Raw genomic sequence first — 23,275 nt, forward strand, 5'->3', positions numbered from 1 at the left:
CCGCGTCATCGGGCGCAGTCTCGGTTCCCCAGAAGAACACCTCTTTCAAATCATGCGTCGCAGCGCCCTGCAATTTCGACATGCCCTGCGCCATCCATCCCCTTTGATGTTTATTCACCGCCACAGGGAATTTGGCGTCTTGGGGCAATGCAAAGAAGTCTTTGGAGACTGCAAAAGCTGCATCCAGCAAGTCTTGCCCAATGCCGTGACCTGAGATGTAAAAGAACCCGTGGTCCGTGGCCGCGTCGAAGATTGCATCAGCAACACCTTTGATATTGCTGCCATCAATAGCGCCAGAAATATCAATGACCGGGATTGCGAATTGGTTTGTCGCTTTCGCGGCGGCGAAATCTGGCGTTGTCATGGGATGTCCTTTTTTGGCAAGAATGCTGGGTCAATAGAATTTGGCTGCGTCGCCTCGATACAAGTGAGAATGTCAGTGATCGGTAGACCTGTCACAGCTTGCATCTGCGCTTTGTAAGGCGGCAGATTTGTGCATTCGAGGAGCAGATGTTTGTGACAGGGCTTTTTCGCGGTTGCAATGAACGCAGCCAATTCGCGCCCTGCCCGTTCCACATCAAGCGTCGTTTGGTTCTCGCGGATCACTTGTTTCAGGTGCATATCATCTGGCAATCCGGTGATACCCGTCGCGTAGTCTGCGTGCGCACCAAGATGAAGGGGCGTTAGGCTGGCCTCATCATACGTTAAGATAAGGATTTCACCCGCCACGTAGGACATGCTCAGGTGATCAAGTGCTGTCAGCGCAGAGCTGATGAAGGGCTTGTCCGTGAGGCCTGCCAAATGCGTCTGCCAATAGGACAGGAAACCGCACGACGTCACGATCAGATCACCCGTCGCGCGGCGCAACGCGTCCTCTATCGGGGCGATATCGATTAGGTCGGGGCGATTGCTGACCACCTGCCCCACGGTCGCGCTTGGCATGCGGATGATTTCGACAGCGTCGCGGTATGTTTCCGCGCACCCCACGTCCCCCGCGACACGCGGGAAATCCGTGTCGAGTTGCAGGACTGAAACGCGCAGGGCCATGATGTCTATTGTCGGATGTTATTGGGCAGCCAAGTCGCCAATTGTGGGAACGCGACGAGGATAACAACCATCAACAACATCAGGCCAACCATAGGGATCGCGGTTTTGGAGATGTAGCCGATCTCGTGTTTTGTCATGCCTTGCAGAACGAACAGGTTGAAGCCAATCGGCGGTGTGACTTGCGCCATTTCCACGACGACTACGATGAAGATACCGAACCAGATCACGTCAATGCCTGCTTGGCGGATCATCGGTTCCACGATGGCCATGGTCAGAACGACGGACGAAATTCCATCAAGGAACATGCCAAGGATGATGTAGAACACAGTGAGGGCTGCGATCAGCGTGATCGGGGAAAGCTGCATTTCATCAATCCATGCAGCGAGCGCACGTGGAAGACCTGTGAAGCCCATGGACAGCGACAAGAACGCAGCCCCCATCAAGATAAGCGCGATCATGGCAGATGTACGTGTCGCGCCCATAAGGCTCTCGATGAAGGCCGACATTGTGAGGGAGCGCTGGAAGATCGCGAGTGTTAGCGAGCCGAGAACGCCGACCGCTGCCGCCTCTGTCGCTGTGGCCCAGCCGAAATACATCGATCCGATGACGGCGAAGACCAGTAACAGGACGGGGATCAAAAAGCGGCTTTCCGCAAGCATCTCGCCAAAGGCCATTTTGGGTTCTGGTTCGGGCCGTTCGTGGGGGCGAATGTAGTGCCAGGCCATGATGTAGGACATGAACAGCGCGGCCAATACGAGGCCCGGAATGATGCCCGCCATGAACAGCTTGATGATGCTCTCATTAATCGACACCCCGTAAACGATAAGCGTTAGGCTGGGTGGGATCATCAGGCCGAGCGTGGCTGCGCCCGCGAGGGTTCCGACGATCATATACTCGGGATAGCCGCGCTTGCGCAGTTCTGGGATCGACATTTTGCCCACTGTCGTGAGCGTTGCAGCGGAGGATCCAGAAACAGCTGCGAAAATTGTGCATCCGGCAATGTTCGTGTGCAGCAAACCACCTGGCAGCCAGCGCATCCATGGCGCTAACCCGCGGAACATATCTTGGGATAATCGGGTTCGATATAAGATCTCGCCCATCCAAATGAACAGCGGCAGCGCGGTCAAGGTCCAAGAGCTGGCCCCCGTCCAGATCGTCGTGATCATCGCGTCCCCAGCGGGGCGCGTGGTAAACATTTCTAGGCCGACCCACGCGACGCCCATAAGCGCGAGACCAATCCAGATGGACGATCCTAGTAGCGTGAACAGAACGAACAGGAAGATGATGGTTGCATAGGCTTCGGTCATTCGACTTTCTCCGACACGATGGGGTTCACGCCCGTAACGAGTAAGCGGGTCAATGTATCCCAAAGCGCGAGCGCGAGCAGGATGGTGCCAATAGACATGGCAAGTTGGGGGATCCAGACGGGAGTGTAGACCAGCTTTTCACCACCCTCTAAAGCGCCCGAAATATCGAACTGGAAGAGCTTCACTAGCCATTCGGGGATCTGATCTTGGCCCTGCGTGCGATCATTCAGCATCTCTGAAAAGAAGTTCGCTTTGACCGCGAAACGCGCGAAATAGGTCGCGATCACTGCCGCGCCGAAGACCGCGAAGATATCGAGCCATTTTTTCAGGAACTTATTGGCATTCAGAATGATCGACACCCGAATATGCGCTCCGCGCATCATGGCATGGGACAACGCGAAAAACGATGTGGCAGCCATTGCGTAGCCTGCAAATTCCGTGGTGCCGGGCAAGGCATAACCCGTCCAGCGCGCAACCATTTGGGCGACAATCAACGACAAGATCATCACCATGAAGAACGCCGCCACAACGCCACTGGCGAAGTAAACACCATCCAAGGTGCGCCAGATCGGGCGCATTCCCCGTTCTATCCGCGGACCCGCAACAAAGCAGATCAACGCAAGGATACTCGGCATCACAAAAAGCCAGACCCAAAGGGGCAGACCCATGACTGGCGACCAATCACGCATGGTGGATTCTCAATTTATTTGGAAGAATGTGCCAGCCCCACATGATGCAGGGCTGGCCAAAGAGACGCTTAGTTCGCGTTATAGGCGTCTAGGATTTTCTGACCGTCTGCACCAGTTGTTTCCAACCATTCAGCTGTCATTTTCGCACCGATTGCTTGTAGTTCTGCAAGGAAATCAGGACCCGCATCTTCAACGCTCATGCCGTTCTTGGCGAGTTCATCAAAATAGAAGTTCGAAAGATCCGCAGACTTCGCCGCACAAGCAGCAGCCGTTTCGTCAGCCGCCTTTTGAACGCCAGCTTGGACTTCCGCATCTAGACCTTCCCAAACTTGCGTGTTCAACATCACGTAGTTGCGTGGCAGCCATGCGTTGACCTTGTAGTAGTGGGACAGATGCTCCCAAACTTTGCGGTCATAACCTGTGGAACCGGACGAGATGAACGCGGATGCAACACCCGTTGCAAGCGCTTGGCTGAGTTCGGCCGCTTCGATCTGGACGGGGATCATGCCCAACTCTTCAGCAAACGTCGCGGTTGCAGAGTTGTATGAACGGAACTTGATGCCTTGCGTGTCAGCGGATGATTTCACTTCTTTGTTGAAGTAGAAACCCTGCCCCGGCCATGGGCATGTATAGAGCGCAACGAGATTTAGATCAGCCAGTTGTGCGTTCACTGTGTCCTTTGCAGCCGCCCAAAGCTTGGCGTTGTCCTCGTAGGTTGTCGCGATGAACGGCAAGTTGTCCCAGCCCAAAAGCGGGGCCTCATTGGCGTGTGCGGACATGAAACGCTCGCCGATTGGAACCTGACCTGTTTGAACAGCGCGCTTGATGTCGCCGCCACCAAAGAGCGATCCACCCGCGTGAACCGTGATGTCGATTGCGCCGCCTGTGTGCTCACGCACTTTGTCAGCAAAGATTACACCGTGCTCGGAGTGAAAGTTCGTGGCCGCATAGGCCATTGGCATGTCCCACTTTTGCGCGTGACCACCTGCAAATGCAGTTGTCGCCATCACCGCACCAGCAACAAGGGCTGTGGTTGTTTTCAAAATTCTCTTCATTGGTGTCCTCCCAGATGGCAGCGCTTTAGTGCGCTTTAAATTTATTTGGATCAAAGGGGGCCAAGTCGATATTGGCTCGTTTGCCCCCAATCAAATCTGCGATGATCCGACCCGTTTTAGGCCCACCTGTCAAGCCAACGTGTTGATGCCCAAAGGCGCTATAGCTTTTTCCCGCGGCGTCATTTGCCCCGATTAAAGGCAGGCTATCGGCGGGCGCGGGTCTGTGACCCATCCACTCAACAATGCTGTCGTATTTCAGATCGGGCAGGATTTCAGCGACTTGACGCTTTAGAAAGTCGATTGGTCCATCGCTGGGCCCGTTTTCAAGCCCACCAAATTCGATAACTCCTGCTGCGCGCAAACGGCCATCCATCGGGGTCAGCACGAATTTACCGCTGGCGACCATCATCGGGTTTAGGGGCATGGTGCTTGGATTGATGAATTCGAGGTGGTAGCCACGTTCGCTCTCAAACGGGACTTTGACGCCTAGTTTATGGGCAATCTTTTTGGACCAAGGCCCCATCGCAAAGACAATTTTATCGGCCGTCATATCGCCGTGAGACGTGTTAAGCATCGTTATCGCGCCGTTGTTGACTTCGATGTCTTGCACGTCACAAATGCGCAGCGTGCCGCCTTTGGTCACAAAATGATCCGCCAGAGTTTGCACGTATTTGCCAGGGTCAGAAATGCGGCCATGGTTCTTGCAGCGCACAACAACCTCAAAGGCTTCGCCGTAACTTGGATCAACTTCGACGTAATCCGCGCCTGCAACCACCTCGTATTTAAAGCCAGCCGCTTTGCGTTTTTTCCAACCATAGGCGTCGGCCTCAAACGCAGCTTTGGTCGCGTAGCCAAAGCAATAATCCTCATCACTGATAAATTTTTCAGCCCCCGTCCCTGCCGCCAAGGCGCGGTGCTGATCGACTGTGTCGTGCAAAAGCGTCGACATGGCTGATCCGTAAACATCGACATGCGCGTCATTCGCGAACCCCATGTAGTGGCGCAGGAAAGATAAAAGTTTGGGCAAGTAACGCCACTTTAGGAACAAGGGCGCGTTCGGATCAAACAACATTCCCGGTGCTTTCATCGCCAAGCCGGGAGTTGTGACCGGAATAACAGCGCCAGCCGCAAGAACACCCGCGTTTCCATGGCTGGTGCCACTTGCAGGGCCTTTGCTATCTACAATCGTGACATCATGACCACCTCGTTGCAGCCAAATCGCGCAGGACACGCCAACAATTCCAGCACCAACGACGATAATGCGCATCTGATATTCGCTTTAATTTTTAGCGGTTTGAAAGGATTAGATGAAGTCGGGGCGCAATGATGTGCGCCCCGACTTGAATTTAGAACGCAGCTTTGACGGCACGGCCTGTCATGACTTTTACCAAATGCGCCCGGTATTCTGGGCTGCCGTGTAGATCCCCAATCAGGTTATCTGCACTGACAGTAAGGTCCGCAATCGCGTCGGCTGAGAAATTCGAGCTCAACGCTGCCTCTGCCTCTGCCCAGCGATGCACGCCCTCATTGGACGCGCCTGTCACAGCAACGCGCACACCGTCCGCGTATTTTGCAACGAACACGCCGACCAGCGCGAAACGTGACGCGGGTTGGACGAACTTCTGGTAGTTGGCGACTTCAGGCACAGGCAGGGTGACGCCTGTGATGATCTCACCCTCTTCCAGCGCTGTGTCGAACATGCCTTGGAAATAATCATCCGCCGCAATTTCGCGGGCGTTGGTGATGATTGTCGCACCTGATGCAAGGGCTGCCGCAGGGTAGCACGCAGACGGGTCGTTATTGGCAAGTGATCCGCCAATCGTACCACGATTGCGCACCGCTGGATCGCCGATGTTGGCGGCAAGGGCTGCCAACGCGGGATAGCTGGACGCGCCTGCCATGACAGCGGCGTGCGTCGTGGCGCCACCGATCCGCAGAGCGCCGCCCTCAGATGTTGTCCCCTGCATGTCGCTAATCCCCGTTAGGGAAACCAGCGCGCTAGGCGACGCAAGTCGTTGTTTCAGCGTTGGAATAAGCGTTTGACCGCCCCCCAGCGCTTGTGCATCTTCGGACCCGAGTGCCGCGACCGCATCGGCCACAGATGTTGGGCGTTCGATATCAAATGAATACATCTCTGCGCTCCTTATTTAGCGTTTTGCATGGCCGACCACACTCGGTGCGGGGTCATGGGCATGTCGATATGGGTGATGTTCTTGCCACCAGATTGCAGCGCGTCGATGACGGCGTTCACAACGGTTGGCGGTGATCCGATGGCACCCGCTTCGCCACACCCTTTCACACCCAAGGGGTTATGCGTACAGGCATTTCCCATGCTGTGATCGACTGTGTAGAACGGCAGATCGTCAGCGCGCGGCATGGTGTAATCCATGTAGCTGGCGGACAAAAGCTGACCATCATCGTCGTATGTCGTGTTCTCGACCAAGGCTTGGCCAATCCCTTGACCCAAACCACCATGAACCTGACCCGTGACAACCAATGGGTTGATCACATTTCCAAAGTCATCGACAGCCGTCATGCGATCAACGCTCACTTTGCCAGTTTCTGGATCGATCTCGACCTCGCAACAATACGCACCAGAGGGGTATGTAAAGTTGGCAGGATCATAGAACGCCGTTTCTTCAAGGCCCGGTTCAATCGCTTCAATCGGAAACTCGTGTGGGATGTAGGCTTTCAGCGCGACTTCGCCGAAGCTGACCGACTTGTTGGTGCCCGCAACGCTGAAGGTACCGTCGTTGAACTCAACATTGTTTTCTTCGGTTTCTAGCATGTGTGCCGCGATCTTGGTGGCTTTCAGAATGATCTTTTCCGTCGCACGCACGACGGCTGATCCACAAACCGCCAAAGAACGTGAGCCATAAGTGCCCATCCCGAACGGAATTTTCGACGTATCACCATGCACAATATCAATGCTTTGCGCATCAATGCCCAGCATCTCAGCGACCACCTGCGGGAACACTGTTTCGTGGCCCTGCCCGTGACTGTGTGCACCCACCATAACGGACAAATTGCCCGTCGCGTTCACACGCACAGTCGCCGCGTCATAGAGACCAACACGTGATCCTAGGATGCCAACAAGATTTGAGGGCGCGATGCCACACGCCTCGATATAGGCGTTTACACCGAACCCACGCAGCAGACCTTTGGACTCGGATTCTGCACGACGGGCCGCGAAGCCAGCCTTGTCAGAGACCTTTTCCATTTGATCCATAAGGGCGTCGTAGTTGCCGCTGTCATACTCAAGACCCGCAGCCGAGGCATAGGGATACTGATCAGGTTTGATGAAGTTCTTGCGTCGTAGTTCTGTCGGATCCATCCCAATTTCACGAGCGGCCATGTCGATCACACGCTCTAGGGAATAGGTCGCTTCTGGACGCCCTGCTCCGCGATATGCGTCAACAGGGGCCGTATTGGTGAAGACGGTTTTGACATTCACATAGACCAGCGGAACGGTGTAATTACCCGCCATCAATGTGCCATGCAAGAAGGTTGGCGTGGCGGTCGAGAAGTTCGACAGATACGCACCGACGTTGGCCATGGTTTCGGTGCGGAAGGCTAGGAAATTACCTTCTTTGTCCATAGCAAGTTCGATCTTCGTGACGTGATCGCGACCATGTGCATCTGTCAGGAAGGCCTCGGAGCGATCCGATGTCCACTTGACCGTGCGACCCAGCTTTTTAGCCGCGGCCAGAACCAGTGCCTCTTCACCGTAGTGATAGATTTTAGAGCCGAAACCACCGCCCACATCTGGTGCAATAACTGTCAGCTTGTTTTCAGGAATGCCCATCACAAACGCAGAGATCAAAAGCCGCGTCAGATGCGGGTTTTGGGAGGTTGTGTGCAGCGTGTAGTCGCCGGTACCTGTATTATAATGACCAATGGAACAGCGTGGTTCCATCGCGTTTGGCACGAGACGGTTGTTGACCAACTCAAGCGTGGTGACGTGATGCGCGCCCTTGATGGCTTCGTCCGTGGCGGCGCGATTGTCTTCAATCCAACCCCAGTCGAAACACTGGTTCGTGCCGATTTCATCGTGCACGTAGTTGGTGCCAGACAAGGCATCGGCCATGTTGATCACGGCGTCATGTTCCTCGATATCGATTTCAATCGCTTCAACCGCATCTTTACCTTGCTGAACAGTTTCAGCAATGACAGCAGCGTATGCATCGCCCACATGACGGACTTTACCATGGGCCAAAACAGGGCGCTTGGGTTCTTTCATCGGTTCGCCGTCACGGCTTACGATGGCCCAACCTGCAGGGTTCCCACCCACCTCAACGAAATCTTCACCCGTGAAGATTGCCAGAACGCCCGGCATCGCGGCTGCGGCCTCTGTATTGATTGATTTGATCGTTCCATTGGCAACGTTTGAGCGCGCGAAGACCGCTGCGCATTCACCAAAGGTTCTAATGTCGTCGCTATACTGGCCCTTGCCAGTTAAGAACCGTACGTCTTCGCGGCGCGTTGTTGCTGCGCCAATTCCACCATCTTTAGGCATGTGTTTTCCTCCCATGGGCAAACGATTTTTCTAGAAAAATCGAGTCCCGCGTCGTTTCAGAAACTTTACTTATTCAGCTGCGATCTTCGAGACATCCTGACCAGACGCAGCCATGATCGATTTTACGATGTTGTGGTATCCCGTACAGCGGCAAATATTGCCCTCAAGATACTCGCGAATTTCTTGCTCGGATGGCTTGGGATTGTCCTTGAGCAAAGCCGTCGCCGACATCACCATGCCGGGAGTGCAAAATCCGCACTGCAATCCGTGATGATCCTGAAACGCTTGTTGTACGACGTTCAAAGACCCGTCGTTGTTGGCTTGGCCTTCAATCGTGCCAATCTCTGCGCCATCTGCTTCAATCACAAACATAGTGCAGGATTTCACCGCTTCGCCGTTCACATGCACTACGCAAGCGCCGCACTGTGACGTGTCGCAGCCGATGTGCGTGCCCGTCATGCGCAAGTCTTCTCGCAGGAATGATGAGAGCAGCGTGTTGCCCTCCACGTTTTCGGAAATTGTCTTTCCGTTAACGGTCATAGAAATGGTCGTCATACTTCCCTCCCAAGAATGTCTGGGTTTACTTTAGGGAAAAGACGCTTCGAGACTAGTGCTAATTTTTGTTTGTTACGCAGCGGCGCTCTGTTCAGGCGTTCAGGAGTTTCTTTTTGTCCACAAATCTGCTGCGTTTACCTGACCTTAAGCGAACACGGTCTAAACCCACACTGTGAAGAGTCGGGAATTCAGGGAAATCCACCCAAATGAATTTTTGAGGGAACAAAAAATAACTTACCTGAAGATGTAGCCAGCTAAATGCAGCTAGTCCTTATCAAAGCGAGACAATATGATAGCAACGCCAAAATCATCGACAACAACACTTAGATTTCTCGATGGTACCTTCGTCGTTATCTCTGGCACATCGGTGTTGCGTTACATGAGTGACGTCAGATTCATCCGTTTTTCAGTTTTGGCCGGTGCAGTATATGCCGCTTTTCTTAGCTATGAATTTAACCCCACCCTCAGCGACCCGCAAAATTTCGCTGTGTACGCGCTCCTTGCTGTATCACTTCTTGGCTGGCTTGCGATAAGCAGCTGCCTCTTGTTCTATTTCGCGAAACGCAATTGGGTCCGGGCTGTATTTACACCTGTCATTTTCCTACCGATCCCAATGATAGCCGCCTTGGTGATAGCATTGGCAGCTCCATTGATATCAAGCAGCATTTTAGAATTTTCAGAGCTTAGCGCCCCTTTAATCCTTCGCCAACTCGCAGTCGTTGTTTGCTTAGACATGATCCACACACGGTTCGTTGTGCCGATGCATTCCAAAGTTCTAACAATAAAACTGCGAGGCCTTTTTTCTCTTACGGGCGTTCCCAACCCGACAAACCATCCAAATCCCAGCATCGCCATAGATCAACCCAGTGTTTCCCCCATTCGCATCGTTCAACCCTCTAAAACAGTCGCCATCGGGTCACAGGTTTTCAACAGAGATAGTCTGGTGTCGATCCGCGTCGAAAAAAAATGAGCTTAACGTCACAACGCTCACTGGCAAGACATCCACGTCAGCCACATTTGCGGAGACCGTAGAAACATTGGGTGTTGGTCTTGGTATGCGCATTAATTCAACATCGTGGATTGCTTTCAACGCGATCCTAAGCATGGTTCCAATAGACAACAATCGTATCGAAATAAAAATGACGAACGGCGATCGTCTAATGGTTCCTAAATTTCGCAAACATTCCTTTGAACAAACCTATCAATTATTTCGCAAAGCCGCATAGCCCACCAATCACACAAACCTATTCACAAGGTTTTCTAATCGTTCTTGGCGACCAGAACGCGGTTCGGGGTTCAGGTTCTCAGTCACGACGCGATCATGGATTGCACCTAGATCGCTGTTCATCAATGCTTTGCCATCAGCGCGATCCCAACCTGCATAACGCGCATCGCGCGCTGCTTCCAAGGATCCACTTTCAAGCATTTTCGCAGCCGCTTTGAACCCTGCCGCGCAAGCATCCATGCCGCCAACGTGGGCAAGGATCAGATCTTCAGGATCAAGCGATTGGCGACGCAGTTTCGCGTCGAAATTAGTGCCGCCAGTTTTGAAACCACCTGCGCGCAAAACCTCGTAATACGCCAGTGCCACTTCAGGCACATTGTTGGGAAACTGATCCGTGTCCCAACCAGATTGGTAGTCGTTGCGGTTCATGTCGATCGAACCAAAGATACCTAAATCGCGCGCCATAGCGAGTTCGTGTTCAAACGAATGTCCCGCCAAAATCGCGTGGCCTTGTTCAATGTTCACCTGCACTTCACCCTCGAGACCAAAGTCCTTTAAGAAGCCGTACACGGTGGCTACATCGTAGTCATATTGATGCTTTGTCGGTTCTTGCGGCTTGGGTTCAATCAAGATCGCCCCCTTGAACCCCATCTTGTGTTTGTAATCGACAACCATCTGCAACATACGACCTGCTTGCTGGCGTTCACGACCCATGTCGGTGTTCAGCAATGTTTCGTATCCTTCACGACCGCCCCAAAGCACATAGTTTTCGCCGCCCAGTTTGATGGTCGCATCCATACAAGTTTTGATCGTGGCCGCAGAAAAGGCGAAAACGTCCGGATCAGGATTTGTCGCCGCGCCAGACATGAAACGACGATGCGAAAATAAATTTGCCGTGCCCCAAAGCAGTTTAACGCCCGTCTCGTCCATTTTTTCGGCGAAATAGTCGACGATGGTTTCCAGATTACACGTGTTCTCTGCGAAATCCGCACCCTCTGGACGCACATCAGCATCATGGAAGCAGAAGTACGGCACGTCCAGAATTTGGAACATCTCGAACGCAACATCAGCTTTTAGTTTCGCCAATTCAATCGTGTCACCGAACCAAGGGCGATCCAGCGTTTGGCCGCCAAATGGGTCGCCGCCGGGCCAAGCAAAGGAATGCCAATAGGCCGCAGCGAAGCGCAGGTGTTCTTTCAAAGGTTTGCCCATGACAACCTCGTCAGGGTTATAATGACGGAATGCAAAATCGTTATCGCTGTCGATCCCTTCGAATTTAATCGCAGGAATATCTTTGAAGAAACCGGTCATTTTAGAGGTCCTTTAGGGCGGTATATGCAGCGCGATATCGCGCGTGTTTTTCGTCAAACGCAGGCGTGAGCACGCTGTTTGGGTCTATTGTTTTGGCAATCGGCGGCATCGTTGCAATTTCAACGCCAGCGCCCGTAGCGGCCATCATGCCAAGGCGCGCAGCACCAAAGGCAGCGCCGAAATCGCCCGCTTGGGGCAGCATCAAAGGAATGCCAAGCGTGGTCGCGATGACCTCAAGCCAGTAATCGGACTTTGCCCCCCCCCCCATCGCAAGAGCGCTATCAATATGCGTACCCGTGGATCGCAACGCGTCCTGACAATCGGCGAATGCAAAGGCAACGCCCTCAAGCACGGCGCGGGTTGCTTGTTTCGCATCCGTTGCGTGGTCCAGATGCAGGAATTGGCCGCGCATATTCGCATCGTTATGTGGGGTACGTTCACCGCCAAGGTAGGGCAAGAACAGCGTCCGCGTAGGAGCCGTTAACGGACCTAGATCGCGCGTGAGATCGGCTGCGCTTTGGCCCGTTAGCTGGCTAAGCCATTGCAAGGCATCGGTCGCAGCAAGGATCACGCCCATCTGGTGCCACGTGTTCGGAACCGCATGGCAAAACGTGTGCACAGCACTCGCAGCATCTGGCTGGTAAGCATCAGAGGCCGCGAACAGCACGCCAGACGTGCCAAGCGAAACGAAAGCATCGCCCTTATTCACAACGCCGGCACCGATGGCAGAGGCGGCATTATCCCCGCCTCCACCAGCGACGACAATACCCTTGGGGAGGCCCCAATTTTGGGCAAGGGAGTCTTTGAGCGTGCCGGAACTTTCCGAACCTTCGACGAGGCGCGGCATTTGGCTGCGGACTAGATCTGTTGCTGCCAGTAGATCATCTGACCAATCGCGTTTTTCTACGTCTAACCAGCTGGTGCCAGCAGCATCTGACATCTCTGCCACGTGCTCGCCCGTCAGTATCAAACGCAAGTAATCTTTGGGCAGCAGGACCTTGGCAATCTGGTCGAACAAGGCTGGTTCATGGTTCTTGACCCATGCCACTTTCGGCGCGGTGAAGCCTGGAAAAACGATGTTGCCTGTCAGCGCGCGGAACTGTGGGTTAGCATCTAATGCAGCGGCTTCAATCGCGGAGCGTGTGTCGTTCCAAAGGATGCAGGGACGCAGCACATCATCGGATTGGTCCAGCAAGGTTGCACCGTGCATATGGCCAGACAAACCGATGCCACGAACACCGGACACATCCGCCGATGCACCCAGTGCTTTGACGGCCTCTTCGGTCGCGGCGAACCATTGGCTGGGATCTTGCTCGGACCACCCTGCTTGGGGACGCGATACGCTTAAAGTGACGACATGTTCGGCCAAAACCTTCTGATTTTCATCAATCAGGATCGCCTTTAAGGAGGACGTTCCAAGGTCTAGGCCGATATATGTCATGCTGCGGCCTTTGGGTTTTTGCCCATAATGATCATCGACAGAATGTCATCTTCGGTCACATCCTCGACGCGCTCTGTTCCAACCATATGGCCGTTTTTCATGACGGACACACGATCGCACAGATCCATCATTTCGCGCGTGTCGTGGCTGATCAAGAAGATACCCAGACCTTGGTCTTTCAGCTCTTTAATCAGGTCTGCGACCATTTCAGTTTCGTGCACACCAAGCGCGGCAGTCGGTTCATCCATGATCAGGATTTTGGCGTTAAAATAGACCGCACGCGCAATCGCAACGGACTGGCGTTGACCTCCAGAGAGGGCCGAAACCGGCTCTTTCAATTTTTTGAAATTTGGGTTGAGACGGGCCATGATTTTGGCCGTTTCTGCCGCCATCTTTGCATCGTCCACAAAGCCCATAGGCGATGTCAATTCACGTCCCAAAAACAGGTTAGACGCTGCATCGAGGTTATCCGCCAAAGCGAGCGTTTGGTAGATAGTTTCGATATTGTGGTCGCGCGCATCGCGGGGTGAATTGATCTCGGCACGTTTGCCTTCGATCCAGATTTCACCGCTGTCTTTCTTGTAGGCGCCTGCAAGGATCTTGATCAGCGTGGATTTTCCAGCACCATTGTGACCCAAAAGGCCGACAACTTCGCCTGCATGCAGATCAAGACTGACATGGTCTACGGCTTTGATACCGCCGAAAGAAATTGAAATGTCTTTGAGTTGGACGAGAAGGGTATCGCTCATTTTGAGTTCCTCCGGTAGAGAATATCAAGGAAGACGGCGAGGACGAGAACTCCGCCAACGACGACCTGTTGAATGGCCGCATCAAAGCCGATCAGGACCATGCCCGTTTGCAGGCTTTGCATGATGATCGCACCAAGGATTGCGCCGTAGATCGTACCGACACCACCCGCGAGGGAAGTTCCGCCGATAACGGCCGCGGCAATAACGTAGAGTTCGTCAAGCGTGCCAAGCGCAGCAGTCGCAGAGCCAAGGCGTGCAGAGGCGACGACGGCGGATAAACCTGTCAGGAAACCCATCAGGGCGAAGATTTTAACGGTCATCCAACGTGTGTTGATACCAGCCAATTCAGCGGCTTCGGGGTTGCCCCCAATCGCATAGACGTAACGTCCAAACTTGGTGCGAGTCATCAAGATCGTCATTGCGATTGCAACACCAAGCAGGATCAGAACGGGGATCGCAAACCCGTGCGAGATGAACATCCCTTCTGCAGGTACTTCGAACCCTTGTGCAGCAGCGTATTTCTTGATGATGCCTTTAGGCCAAGGATATGCGTTCATTAGGATCGTTGCGCCAAGGACTGTGCCGACACCGATCGCGGCAAGGAAACCCTCTGCCCAAATAGGGCGCAAATGCAGGCCGAAATTTTGACGTTTACGGCGGCCTAGAATGATCATGGCGAGAACGGCGATGCATCCCAAGATGCCCACAATCCAACTGCCAGTGTTGCCGATAGCGCCGTATGGTCCGCCGCCTAGTAGTTTGAATGTTGCATCCACAGGCGAAATCGTTTCACCGCGTGCGACAAGAAAACCCGCGCCGCGCCAAACCAGCAAACCGCCAAGCGTCACGATGAACGCAGGGATGGTTCCGTATGCAATCATCCAGCCTTGGAACGCGCCAAGCAGCGTGCCCATGATAAGACCGACAACAATCGCAATGATCCAGATGGAGGGATGTCCCAAGCCCAAGAATTGGGGAAGGATGTTCACCTGAACGATGCCCATAACGATCGCGATAAAGCCAAGCATCGAACCGACAGAAAGGTCGATGTGGCGCGTGATGATGACAAGAACCATGCCCGTCGCCATAATGCCGATGGATGAGGTTTGAACCGACAGATTCCAAAGGTTGCGGGGCGTCAGAAATGCACCAAAGCCATTCACGAACAGGCCATAATAGTGAAAGCCGATCCAGATCAACCCAAGCGCGGCAAGCATGCCAAGCAGTCGCGTATCGATCTCTGTTTCTCGCAAGAACTTGGCAAACGCGCCTTCGCGTTTTTGATCGCCCGTCTTGTTGGTGTTGCTGGTGTCACTCATGCGTGCGCCCTCGATTGAAATACGTGTTTCCATCCAGCGGCAAAGCTAAGGCCGCAGGTCAGTCCAGTCACACGTTTTGGAGAATGAAATTCTTAAGGTCGTATCGGCAACACAGAGCGGGTCGCCGATACTGGGTAAGTTTAGCGAGAGCTTAGCAGCCCGCGATGCCGTCCATGGCACCTTCGCATACTTTGTCTTTCGCGATGTGGCCCGCGTCGATCACAGCAGAGATGTTATCTTTTGTGATTGGTGTTGGGTCCAGAAGGATCGCGTTCATTTCGACGCCTTTAGCACCACCACTAAAGATGGATGCACCGTCGATGTCAACCATTGCTGTGCCGCCTGCAAGCGCTACTGCGATTTCGCCAGCTTTCATGCCGAGGTCACGGCTGTTTTTCCATACGGAAACCGTCTGAGTACCACGTGCAACACGGTTCAGAGCAGCATGATCGCCGTCTTGACCGCCAACAGGGATATCAAGACCCTGTGCTTCCAAAGCCGCGATGGAACCGCCTGCCATGCCGTCGTTCTGGGATAGAACCGCATCAACCATGTTGTTGTTGGCTGTTAAGATCTGCTCCATGTTCTTCTGAGCATTGTCTGGCTTCCAACCGTCTGTGAACGCTTCGCCAACGATCTTGATTTTGCCAGATGCGACATCGTCTGCGATCACTTCCATCATGCCTTCAAGCAAGAAACCAGCGTTTGGATCGCCCTTGTCGCCCTTGATGATCGCAAAGTTACCCATAGGCTGCGCGGCTACAACGGATTGTGCGATGATACGGCCAACGCCTTTGTTGTCGAACGTGAGGTAGAATGTACGCTGATCTTCGATCAAACGGTCATATCCAATCATTGGTACGCCTTCAGCTTCGGCTGCATCAAGTGCTGGACCGATCGCGTCTTTGTCTTGTGCCAGAATGATCAAAGCGTCTGCGCCTTGAGCGATCAGGGCTTCGATGTCTGTCAACTGCTTGGCAGCAGAAGATTGCGCGTCAGCAGAGATGTACTTGGCACCAGCAGCATCAAGCGCCATCTTGATTGCCGCTTCGTCAGTCTTCCAGCGCTCTTCTTGAAAGTTGGACCAACTTACGCCGACAGTGATGCCGTGGCTGTCCGCAAATGCTGCAGGGCTAAAGCCTGCAACTGCGACGGCTGCCGCAATGATTAACTTTTTCATTATAATTCTCCCAAATTGATTTCCCTTGCGTAGACCAAGGGAAGAGTCAGCGACTCGTTTCTTAACTTGCCCTTATTAATTTCAGTTTGCAAAATAAAAATCGCCCTAATTTGACATTTTTTCAAAAACAGGGGTTTCAAGATGGGTTTTTTGGCCCATACTCACCAAATTCGCGTTACAATTTGGGGTATTATTTTCAAGTGTTGAATAATATTAAAGTGACTGAAAAATCAGCCTATATCCCCAAGGGGTGTGGTCCGCTTTTGCATCGCAATAAGGCGGGCGACATACCGCTTCGTCAACAGGTTTTTCAGCACGTTCGCGCAAGTGGACGCGCCACCCGCACGGATGTAACGCGCGCCATGAATATAAGCGCTGGCAGTGCCACAACATTGACCGCTGATTTGATTGCATCAGGTCTTTTGCGCGAGGTTCACGAAGAGCACGCACGCGAAATGGGGCGTGGTCGCCCTCCCGTCGCGCTGGAAGTCGTTCCCGAAGCAGCCTATGTCATCGGGATAAAACTGTCCTTCACCGTGCAATCCGCCGTCCTTTCGGATTTCGCAGGAAACCAACTGGCCAGCGTGACCATGCCGTCCTCTGAAAAACACCGGACATCTGCGCAAATGCTGGATGAAATCGAAGCGCTGATCACTTTGCTTATGGCGCAAAGTACGCATTCACTGTCTGACATCAAAGCGGTTGGCGTTGGCCTGCCCGGTATCGTCGATAATGCGAGCGGTTCGATCACGTGGTCCTACCTGCTGCAAAACCCCAATGAAGATCTGCGCGACGCCTTTGATCAGCGTTTCGAAATTCCATTCTTTCTTGATAACGACACCAACATGCTCACCCTCTCAGAGCTTTGGTTCGGAGTGGGGCGCGGAATGACCGACTTCGCCGTTGTTACGATTGAGGACGGCGTTGGGATGGGCATGGTGGTTAACAATCAGCTCTATCGTGGCACGCATGGTATGGGCTTGGAGTTGGGTCACACCAAGGTTCAGATGGACGGCGCGCTGTGTCGGTGTGGTCAACGTGGCTGTCTTGAGGCCTACCTTGCCGACTACGCTTTAACCCGCGAGGCTGCTGTTGCCTTGGGTCAAATGGATACGACCACGAAGGATCCCAAAGAACTGTTGGATATCTTGTTCCAGCACGCCACCGACGGCAACGCCGCCGCCGAAACCATCTTTCGCAGAGCGGGCCGTTTCCTGTCAGTGGGCCTTTCGAATGTTGTGCAATTGTTTGATCCCCCGCTCATCATTCTGTCGGGAAAGCGGATGCAATATAACTATCTCTACGCGGAAACTGTTCTGTCAGAGATGCAAAAACTAACCCTGTCTGATCGTCGCCAACCCTGCAAAATTGCAATCCATCCTTGGGACGATCTGGTCTGGGCACGCGGCGCAACGGCGCCTGCATTGTCCGCGTTGACAGATGCGATGGTCGGCGGACATGAGGTCGTGAACCTATGAGGCTATTAGCAATTTTTGCGTCTTTCGCGGCGCACACTGCGACGGCAGAACCCAAATTTCAGGACTTATCTGCAAACCTACCAACACATATCTACGCAGGTGGCTGGGAACATTTTGTCGGGGGCGGATTAGCCGTCTTTGACTGTAATGCAGATGGCCTGCCTGATGTGTTTGCAGCAGGCGGCGAAAACCCGGCGTTGATGATGCACAATGAAGGGGAATTCAAATTCACTACGGTAAATATCGCGCCCCTGACCGGTGTCACGGGCGCATATCCGATTGATCTTGACGGGGATGGTTTCAAAGACCTGTTCGTCCTTCGTGTCGGTGCAAATCGCGTTTTGAAGGGTGGACCAGATTGCAGATTTAGCGATGCAACTGAGGCGATGGGCATCCCGACCGATGACAAATGGAGCACCGCATTCACGGCGTGGTGGGAGGGCGGCGAAACCCGTCCGACGCTTGCCATTGGTAACTACGTTGATCGCAGCGATTCCGATGGTCCGTTTGAAGCGTGTGACACCAATTCGATCCTACGCCCCACCGCGAATGGCTATACCGAAACTATCCTAAGCCCCGGTTTTTGCCCGCTGTCTATCCTTGCCGCAAACGACGCACGTGGACGTCCGGCGCTGCGTCTGTCCAATGACCGTCACTACTATGTCTCTGGTGGATATGAACAAATGTGGGACATAAAGGAACGTCGTTTTCTAGGCGACGGCGATGGTTGGAAGAACGTCGCACTTTGGGGCATGGGCATCGCAAGCCGCGATCTGAACGGCGATGGTTTGGACGAGGTCATGCTGACATCCATGGGCGATCAAGTTCTTCAATTCGCGCGCTCTGACGGCACATATGTCGCCGCGCCCTACGCCATCGGGACTTATGCACAGCGCCCTCATGTCGGGGACGAAGGACGTCCCTCGACGGGCTGGCACGCTGAATTTGGCGACGTGAATAACGACGGGCGCGCTGATTTGTTCATCGCCAAGGGCAACGTTGATCAGATGCCCACAATGGCAGAACGTGACCCCAACAATTTGTTGGTACAAAACGCAGATGGTACATTTTCTGAGGCCGCCCACACCGCCGGTATTGCGACGTTTGAACGCTCTCGTGGCGGTGCTTTGGCTGACTTCGATCTTGACGGTAAGCTCGACTTGATCGTGTCTAACCGCCGAGCTGCGCTGGAGTTATATCGCAATGTTACTGAAGACGTGGGCAAGGCGGTTTTTGTCACGTTGCAGCAATCGGGTGGAAACCGAGATGCGATTGGCGCGACGATCACACTAGATGCAGGCGACATCACTCAAATGGTTCAAACCACCATTGGCGGAGGTCACGCAGGCGGGTCATTGACGCCACACCATTTCGGGATCGGCGACGCCACAGAGGCGAAGATCACCGTGAAATGGCCCGACGGAACGGCGTCATCGTCTCAGATTTCAGCAGGTCGCGCTGTCACTCTTTCAAAGCCTTAGTCAATCTTGGGAACAGGTAATCCGCTTGGCACGTGTTCCGGCACCCCGAGCCGTCCTGTGATGCTGATAGGGTCCGTCAGCATGTTCAAGAACGCGACAAACGAGGCGACGTTTGAGGCACTCAAAGTAATAGGTTTCACCGTGACCGCCGCCGCAATAGCGGCCACTTGCGTAGGGTCGTCCATCACCGAAAAATCGTTGCTATCGTAGGGCGCAAGAATTGCCTGCGCACGATCATAGGTCGCCAAACCTGTCACGGGATCCGCGTGATCTGCAACGAAGGCTGCCAAATCCTTGTGGGATCCCGCATGCCCATAAGGCGCGGTCAACGCCACGTTGCGCAAGGACGGCGTGCGAAATGCATAGCGATCCTCTTCATTCCCTGTCACCCGAAACCGCCCATCGTCGCGGTGATGATCTTCAAAGGTCGCAGACTTTCCCGGCCCAATTTGCGGTGCGCCCATCACATGAAAATCGTGATCCGTTTGAAATGGACCTGCATGACACACAGCGCAGCCGCTAGCGCCGTAAAACAGCTCAAGCCCGTCTTGAGCCATATCGTCAAAGGCGAAACGTCCCTCGAGCATCGCGTCGAAGGGGGCCGTGTCAGAGCGCCATTCATATTCGATAAACGCTGCAATCGCGTTAGAAATATCCGTAAACGCAATGTCATCGGGCACCGTAACATGTGGATAGAGCTCAGAAAACTGCACCGCGTATTCTGGAATGTCCGCGACACGGCGCGCAAGAAGGTCCCATGCGCCACCCTGCCCTGTGATGATGCCTTGGCGTACTTTGCGTGCCACATCATTCTCACGATGTGATCCCGCCATTTCATCACGGCTTAGCACTGGAAACATCGTTTGAGCGGACAACACAGATGCAAAGCCCACAGCCATGTCGCCGCCTATTGGCGTACGAATGCCGCTTGCTTGGGACGCATCCGCTTCGAGGCGGCCGTCATGAAAGAGAACCGTAAATTCCTTGGCACCAAGATTGAAAAGTGCAGGCGAATTTCGCGGAATCCGCTCTTCCGGAATGTTCTTGGGGTCCACCTTTCGATTTCGCCCCAAACCAATGCCCCCGTCCCCAAAAGACAACGACACACCGTCTGTCGTTCCCAACTTGGGGTGGTGACAGGTCGCACAGGCAACGTCGCGATTACCTGATAGAATGGGATCATAGAACAAGAGTTGCCCCAAATGGGCCTCTTGCAATGTCACAACCGCATAAGCGTTATCAGTCAGAGGTTTGGGCAACTCTTGCGAGATCGCTGGCGATGCAATCAGCATAAAAAATATGAAGGAGCGTGTGACGTGCATGATGCGGTTCGAACTACTCTTAGGTGGGGTAATATCACTAACAGTCTTTAGGTTTCATCGCAACAGTTCAAGCGATTAAAACACTTTGTGCAGGTTCAAAAAGCGTGACACAATTTAGCGATGATCTCTGCCGCACCCATTTTGTTTGAAGACACCGCAAAACCAGCGAAACTGCAGGGCGGGCCTTATCGATTTATCGCGATCGATGTCGAAACAGCGGCTTATGAAACGTCTAGCATTTGCCAAATTGGCCTCGCGTTTGTGGGGTTTGGCGGAACTATCGAGACATTTAGCACCTATGTTGATCCCTGCATACGTTTTGCGGATGGGAACACGCGGCTTCACGGCATTGATGCGCAGACGGTCAGAGCGGCACCAACATTTGCGCAAATATTGCCCCAACTGAGAGAGGTGTTAGAAGCGCATCCGTTGGTTCAGCACAGCCGATTTGATGAGAAGGCGTTTGACGGTGCGTGTCGTTTGGCTGGATTGCCTATTCTAAAGTCATTTTGGTCAGATAGCATTGCGATCGCACGCAAAGCTTGGCCAGACCTTCGCGGCAATGGTGGTCACGGCCTTGGCAATCTTAAGAAAGTGCTCGGACTGAATTTTCGCCACCACGATGCAGGCGAAGACGCGCGTGCCGCAGCCGAGGTCGTACTGAAAGCCGAAGTCGTGTTGGGCAAAGAGTTTGGAATGCTAAATGCATCGCGCCAATTGGCTTTTGATTTTTAGATCAGCTTGAAACACCCTTTTATATCACCCTTGCGTTAGACATCATTCACAGAAAGGATCGCCCCAAACTCAAGACCCTTGCTTTGGACAGCAACAGGACGCGTTCGCAGTACCACCCCTTGGCCAATTGGCCCCACACAGGCAGGAGCCTTGACCATGGTAGAGCCAGAAACACTCGAGTTCTTGACAGACCTTGCCGCGAACAATCGCAAGGTTTGGATGGATGCAAACCGTGAAGAACGCGATGATGCGATGCGCAATTTCACAGGGATCGCCAAGACCTTGCACGATTATTCCCATCGCTATGATCACAACGTCGCTGATGCGGGTATTAAACCAAAGCAAAGCTACACCAAGTTCTTTCAAGACGCGCGCGAACGTGTTGGGCCGGGCCTGTTTCGAACAGGAATTGACGTATTTTCAAATGCAGGACACCCGTCTGAACACGTGGGGTATTACCTACACATTGAACCACAAAATTGCTTTGCGGGCGCGGGATTGTTTCAACCCTCCAAAGAGGGGCTTGCAAAAATACGCAACCGTTTGGTGCAAGACCCCGACGGTATCCATGAACTCACCTCAGACCCCGAGTTCAAGGCGACGTTTAGCGACGGCATCTCCACCAACAAAATTTTAAAAGTTGTTCCCGAAGGATATGACGGCGCGGCCCCTGCTGCCCAATATCTCAAGATGGTTGGCTTGGGATGCAAAAAAGCAATCCCAGATGAGCTTTTGTTGGACGACGATGTGATAGATTTGTTGATCGAAACCTTTCGCGCAGCCAGCCCGCTTGTTCGATACTTTGAGTGATGACTAAAGCCGCACCACGTTGAGCGTATAGCGTATAGCGTATAGCGTATAGCGTATAGCGTATAGCGTATAGCGTATAGAAAATACTAGAAGTGCCAGACGACGCACAATCCGTCAGCATCCGATTTTGGCCTATAGAAATTTAGTGACACGATCAGGGAAAGACTACTCATTTCACGTCAAAGCACTGATGAACAAAGATAAAAAAGAATAAGCGAACGGTTTATGAATATGCATGCGGCCTGTCCCCAATGACACAGCAAAGTCGGGCAATTTTGTTGATGAAAAGTGCAATTTTCTGCTTTTCGATCATGGACATGGCAGTCAAAGCGCTGGCACCCAGCATAGGCGTGCTTCCCGCGCTTTGGGCACGCTACACTGGACAAATGTTGTTCGTGCTCCTGTTGGTTTTGCCGCGCCTTAAACACGTTTTGCGCACGCGCTACCCGACTTTGCAAATCCTTCGCTCGATCCTTTTGATGAGCGCGACAGCCTTCTTTTCAATGGGCTCAGTCTAATTCCGTTGACGGATGCCGCAGCACTGATGTCGACCAATCCAATCTTTATCACCCTTGGCGCAGCCCTATTTCTTGGCGAACCTCTCGGACTGCGCCGCATTGCAGGCATCGCGGTTGCGCTGCTTGGCGCTATAATTGTTTTGCGCCCCGGTAGTGATTTATTCAGTTCTTCCGCGCTGTTTCCGCTGGCTGCTGCAGTCTGTTATTCGGGCTAGGCTTTATTAACACGGCGCGTGGGTGCCGATGAAGATGTCTGGACCTCGCTCTTTTACACAGGTCTGGTTGGGACGATCCTTCTGAGTGTCGCGGTGCTTTTCCAATGGCAAACCCCAGACACGACAGGCATGGGCCTAATGGCCCTCATTGCCCTTGCTGGAACGATTGGCCAATTGGCCCTGATCCGCGCATTTTCCCAAGGAAAAGCAGCTATGCTGGCGCCCTATTCATATTCTGGTCTCGCATTTGCGGCGTTCTGGGGCTTTGTCTTCTTTTCCGAAACCCCAGATATTTGGACAGTGGTCGGAAGCTTGGTGATCG

The 23,275-nt window shown here is 53.3% G+C and carries 24 protein-coding genes; 9 read left to right on the top strand and 15 right to left on the bottom strand.

What is annotated here, in order from left to right; genetic code table 11:
- The 9 genes from QZ279_RS14785 to QZ279_RS14825 all read right to left on the bottom strand — a co-directional run.
- Positions 1-364 (bottom strand): 2-oxoglutarate and iron-dependent oxygenase domain-containing protein (locus tag QZ279_RS14785; RefSeq protein WP_293452266.1); only part of this gene is annotated, 364 nt, incomplete at its 3' end.
- Positions 361-1,047 carry a hypothetical protein gene (locus QZ279_RS14790; protein WP_293452269.1) on the bottom strand — a complete coding sequence of 229 codons (687 nt, stop codon included), beginning with the start codon at positions 1,045-1,047 and terminating at the stop codon, positions 361-363. The genes QZ279_RS14785 and QZ279_RS14790, both read right to left, overlap by 4 nt.
- 5 nt (positions 1,048-1,052) lie before the next feature.
- Entirely contained in the window at positions 1,053-2,354 is a 1,302-nt protein-coding gene (locus QZ279_RS14795; protein WP_293452272.1) for a TRAP transporter large permease subunit, read from the bottom strand.
- Complete coding sequence (locus tag QZ279_RS14800) at positions 2,351-3,043, bottom strand: TRAP transporter small permease subunit (RefSeq protein ID WP_293452275.1); 693 nt, start codon at positions 3,041-3,043, stop codon at positions 2,351-2,353. The genes QZ279_RS14795 and QZ279_RS14800 overlap by 4 nt, the downstream gene beginning before the upstream one ends.
- Positions 3,044-3,111: 68 nt before the next feature.
- A complete protein-coding gene (locus QZ279_RS14805) occupies positions 3,112-4,050 on the bottom strand; it encodes a TRAP transporter substrate-binding protein (protein WP_293452329.1) in 939 nt (312 codons plus the stop codon).
- A 73-nt stretch (positions 4,051-4,123) separates the two neighbouring features.
- Complete coding sequence (locus tag QZ279_RS14810) at positions 4,124-5,365, bottom strand: FAD-dependent oxidoreductase (protein WP_293452278.1); 1,242 nt, start codon at positions 5,363-5,365, stop codon at positions 4,124-4,126.
- A 79-nt stretch (positions 5,366-5,444) separates the two neighbouring features.
- Positions 5,445-6,230, bottom strand: coding sequence for a xanthine dehydrogenase family protein subunit M (locus QZ279_RS14815; protein WP_293452281.1), 786 nt, complete (start codon positions 6,228-6,230; stop codon positions 5,445-5,447).
- Between the two features lie 11 nt (positions 6,231-6,241).
- Positions 6,242-8,614, bottom strand: a complete 2,373-nt coding sequence (locus tag QZ279_RS14820) for a xanthine dehydrogenase family protein molybdopterin-binding subunit (RefSeq protein WP_293452284.1) — start codon at positions 8,612-8,614, stop codon at positions 6,242-6,244.
- A gap of 69 nt (positions 8,615-8,683) precedes the next feature.
- Positions 8,684-9,169 (bottom strand): (2Fe-2S)-binding protein, encoded by a 486-nt coding sequence (locus QZ279_RS14825; protein WP_293452286.1) that lies wholly within the window; start codon positions 9,167-9,169, stop codon positions 8,684-8,686.
- A gap of 289 nt (positions 9,170-9,458) precedes the next feature.
- On the opposite strand from QZ279_RS14825, the gene QZ279_RS14830 reads away from it, so the two are divergent.
- A complete protein-coding gene (locus QZ279_RS14830; protein ID WP_293452289.1) occupies positions 9,459-10,139 on the top strand; it encodes a hypothetical protein in 681 nt (226 codons plus the stop codon).
- A complete protein-coding gene (locus QZ279_RS15825; RefSeq protein WP_366513990.1) occupies positions 10,036-10,395 on the top strand; it encodes a LytTR family transcriptional regulator DNA-binding domain-containing protein in 360 nt (119 codons plus the stop codon). Before QZ279_RS14830 ends, QZ279_RS15825 begins: the two co-directional genes overlap by 104 nt.
- An 8-nt stretch (positions 10,396-10,403) precedes the next feature.
- Here QZ279_RS15825 and xylA read toward each other — a convergent pair whose 3' ends face one another.
- From xylA to QZ279_RS14855, 5 genes are all read right to left on the bottom strand, one after another.
- A complete protein-coding gene (xylA, locus tag QZ279_RS14835; protein ID WP_293452292.1) occupies positions 10,404-11,705 on the bottom strand; it encodes a xylose isomerase in 1,302 nt (433 codons plus the stop codon).
- Position 11,706: 1 nt separating this feature from the next.
- On the bottom strand, positions 11,707-13,146 hold the full coding sequence (gene xylB / locus QZ279_RS14840; RefSeq protein ID WP_293452295.1) for a xylulokinase: 1,440 nt from the start codon (positions 13,144-13,146) through the stop codon (positions 11,707-11,709).
- A complete protein-coding gene (locus QZ279_RS14845; RefSeq protein ID WP_293452297.1) occupies positions 13,143-13,895 on the bottom strand; it encodes an ATP-binding cassette domain-containing protein in 753 nt (250 codons plus the stop codon). Before QZ279_RS14845 ends, xylB begins: the two co-directional genes overlap by 4 nt.
- Positions 13,892-15,214 (bottom strand): sugar ABC transporter permease, encoded by a 1,323-nt coding sequence (locus tag QZ279_RS14850; protein ID WP_293452299.1) that lies wholly within the window; start codon positions 15,212-15,214, stop codon positions 13,892-13,894. The genes QZ279_RS14845 and QZ279_RS14850 overlap by 4 nt, the downstream gene beginning before the upstream one ends.
- Positions 15,215-15,365: 151 nt before the next feature.
- On the bottom strand, positions 15,366-16,394 hold the full coding sequence (locus QZ279_RS14855; RefSeq protein ID WP_293452301.1) for a substrate-binding domain-containing protein: 1,029 nt from the start codon (positions 16,392-16,394) through the stop codon (positions 15,366-15,368).
- Positions 16,395-16,594: 200 nt separating this feature from the next.
- Here QZ279_RS14855 and QZ279_RS14860 point away from each other — a divergent pair, with 200 nt between their 5' ends.
- Positions 16,595-17,872, top strand: a complete 1,278-nt coding sequence (locus QZ279_RS14860) for an ROK family protein (RefSeq protein WP_366513991.1) — start codon at positions 16,595-16,597, stop codon at positions 17,870-17,872.
- Positions 17,869-19,353 (top strand): CRTAC1 family protein, encoded by a 1,485-nt coding sequence (locus QZ279_RS14865; protein ID WP_293452307.1) that lies wholly within the window; start codon positions 17,869-17,871, stop codon positions 19,351-19,353. The genes QZ279_RS14860 and QZ279_RS14865 overlap by 4 nt, the downstream gene beginning before the upstream one ends.
- Here QZ279_RS14865 and QZ279_RS14870 read toward each other — a convergent pair.
- Complete coding sequence (locus QZ279_RS14870; protein ID WP_293452310.1) at positions 19,350-20,645, bottom strand: cytochrome c peroxidase; 1,296 nt, start codon at positions 20,643-20,645, stop codon at positions 19,350-19,352. The two genes, QZ279_RS14865 and QZ279_RS14870, sit on opposite strands and share 4 nt — an antisense overlap.
- A gap of 150 nt (positions 20,646-20,795) precedes the next feature.
- On the opposite strand from QZ279_RS14870, the gene QZ279_RS14875 reads away from it, so the two are divergent.
- The 5 genes from QZ279_RS14875 to QZ279_RS14895 form a co-directional block, all read left to right on the top strand.
- Entirely contained in the window at positions 20,796-21,410 is a 615-nt protein-coding gene (locus tag QZ279_RS14875) for an exonuclease domain-containing protein (protein WP_293452312.1), read from the top strand.
- Between the two features lie 156 nt (positions 21,411-21,566).
- Positions 21,567-22,220: a DUF2461 domain-containing protein gene (locus QZ279_RS14880; RefSeq protein ID WP_293452314.1), complete on the top strand. Its 654-nt coding sequence runs from the start codon at positions 21,567-21,569 to the stop codon at positions 22,218-22,220.
- A gap of 281 nt (positions 22,221-22,501) precedes the next feature.
- Positions 22,502-22,738, top strand: a complete 237-nt coding sequence (locus tag QZ279_RS14885) for a hypothetical protein (protein WP_293452317.1) — start codon at positions 22,502-22,504, stop codon at positions 22,736-22,738.
- A 26-nt stretch (positions 22,739-22,764) separates the two neighbouring features.
- Positions 22,765-22,953 (top strand): hypothetical protein, encoded by a 189-nt coding sequence (locus tag QZ279_RS14890; RefSeq protein ID WP_293452320.1) that lies wholly within the window; start codon positions 22,765-22,767, stop codon positions 22,951-22,953.
- 18 nt (positions 22,954-22,971) lie between these two features.
- A partial coding sequence (locus QZ279_RS14895) for an EamA family transporter (protein ID WP_293452323.1) occupies positions 22,972-23,275 on the top strand: 304 nt, incomplete at its 3' end.

It is taken from the genome of Planktotalea sp., assembly GCF_018607965.1.
Classification (GTDB): Bacteria; Pseudomonadota; Alphaproteobacteria; order Rhodobacterales; family Rhodobacteraceae; genus Planktotalea.

What these genes read in the sequence shown, in the direction of transcription:
- QZ279_RS14790 (WP_293452269.1), bottom strand. Translation starts at nt 1,047, where the DNA reads ATGGCCCTGCGCGTTTCAGTCCTGCAACTCGACACGGATTTCCCGCGT.
- QZ279_RS14795 (WP_293452272.1), bottom strand. Translation starts at nt 2,354, where the DNA reads ATGACCGAAGCCTATGCAACCATCATCTTCCTGTTCGTTCTGTTCACG.
- QZ279_RS14800 (WP_293452275.1), bottom strand. Translation starts at nt 3,043, where the DNA reads ATGCGTGATTGGTCGCCAGTCATGGGTCTGCCCCTTTGGGTCTGGCTT.
- QZ279_RS14805 (WP_293452329.1), bottom strand. Translation starts at nt 4,050, where the DNA reads ATGGCGACAACTGCATTTGCAGGTGGTCACGCGCAAAAGTGGGACATG.
- QZ279_RS14810 (WP_293452278.1), bottom strand. Translation starts at nt 5,365, where the DNA reads ATGCGCATTATCGTCGTTGGTGCTGGAATTGTTGGCGTGTCCTGCGCG.
- QZ279_RS14815 (WP_293452281.1), bottom strand. Translation starts at nt 6,230, where the DNA reads ATGTATTCATTTGATATCGAACGCCCAACATCTGTGGCCGATGCGGTC.
- QZ279_RS14820 (WP_293452284.1), bottom strand. Translation starts at nt 8,614, where the DNA reads ATGCCTAAAGATGGTGGAATTGGCGCAGCAACAACGCGCCGCGAAGAC.
- QZ279_RS14825 (WP_293452286.1), bottom strand. Translation starts at nt 9,169, where the DNA reads ATGACGACCATTTCTATGACCGTTAACGGAAAGACAATTTCCGAAAAC.
- QZ279_RS14830 (WP_293452289.1), top strand. Translation starts at nt 9,459, where the DNA reads ATGATAGCAACGCCAAAATCATCGACAACAACACTTAGATTTCTCGAT.
- xylA (WP_293452292.1), bottom strand. Translation starts at nt 11,705, where the DNA reads ATGACCGGTTTCTTCAAAGATATTCCTGCGATTAAATTCGAAGGGATC.
- xylB (WP_293452295.1), bottom strand. Translation starts at nt 13,146, where the DNA reads ATGACATATATCGGCCTAGACCTTGGAACGTCCTCCTTAAAGGCGATC.
- QZ279_RS14845 (WP_293452297.1), bottom strand. Translation starts at nt 13,895, where the DNA reads ATGAGCGATACCCTTCTCGTCCAACTCAAAGACATTTCAATTTCTTTC.
- QZ279_RS14850 (WP_293452299.1), bottom strand. Translation starts at nt 15,214, where the DNA reads ATGAGTGACACCAGCAACACCAACAAGACGGGCGATCAAAAACGCGAA.
- QZ279_RS14855 (WP_293452301.1), bottom strand. Translation starts at nt 16,394, where the DNA reads ATGAAAAAGTTAATCATTGCGGCAGCCGTCGCAGTTGCAGGCTTTAGC.
- QZ279_RS14865 (WP_293452307.1), top strand. Translation starts at nt 17,869, where the DNA reads ATGAGGCTATTAGCAATTTTTGCGTCTTTCGCGGCGCACACTGCGACG.
- QZ279_RS14870 (WP_293452310.1), bottom strand. Translation starts at nt 20,645, where the DNA reads ATGCTGATTGCATCGCCAGCGATCTCGCAAGAGTTGCCCAAACCTCTG.
- QZ279_RS14875 (WP_293452312.1), top strand. Translation starts at nt 20,796, where the DNA reads ATGATCTCTGCCGCACCCATTTTGTTTGAAGACACCGCAAAACCAGCG.
- QZ279_RS14880 (WP_293452314.1), top strand. Translation starts at nt 21,567, where the DNA reads ATGGTAGAGCCAGAAACACTCGAGTTCTTGACAGACCTTGCCGCGAAC.
- QZ279_RS14885 (WP_293452317.1), top strand. Translation starts at nt 22,502, where the DNA reads ATGAAAAGTGCAATTTTCTGCTTTTCGATCATGGACATGGCAGTCAAA.
- QZ279_RS14890 (WP_293452320.1), top strand. Translation starts at nt 22,765, where the DNA reads ATGTCGACCAATCCAATCTTTATCACCCTTGGCGCAGCCCTATTTCTT.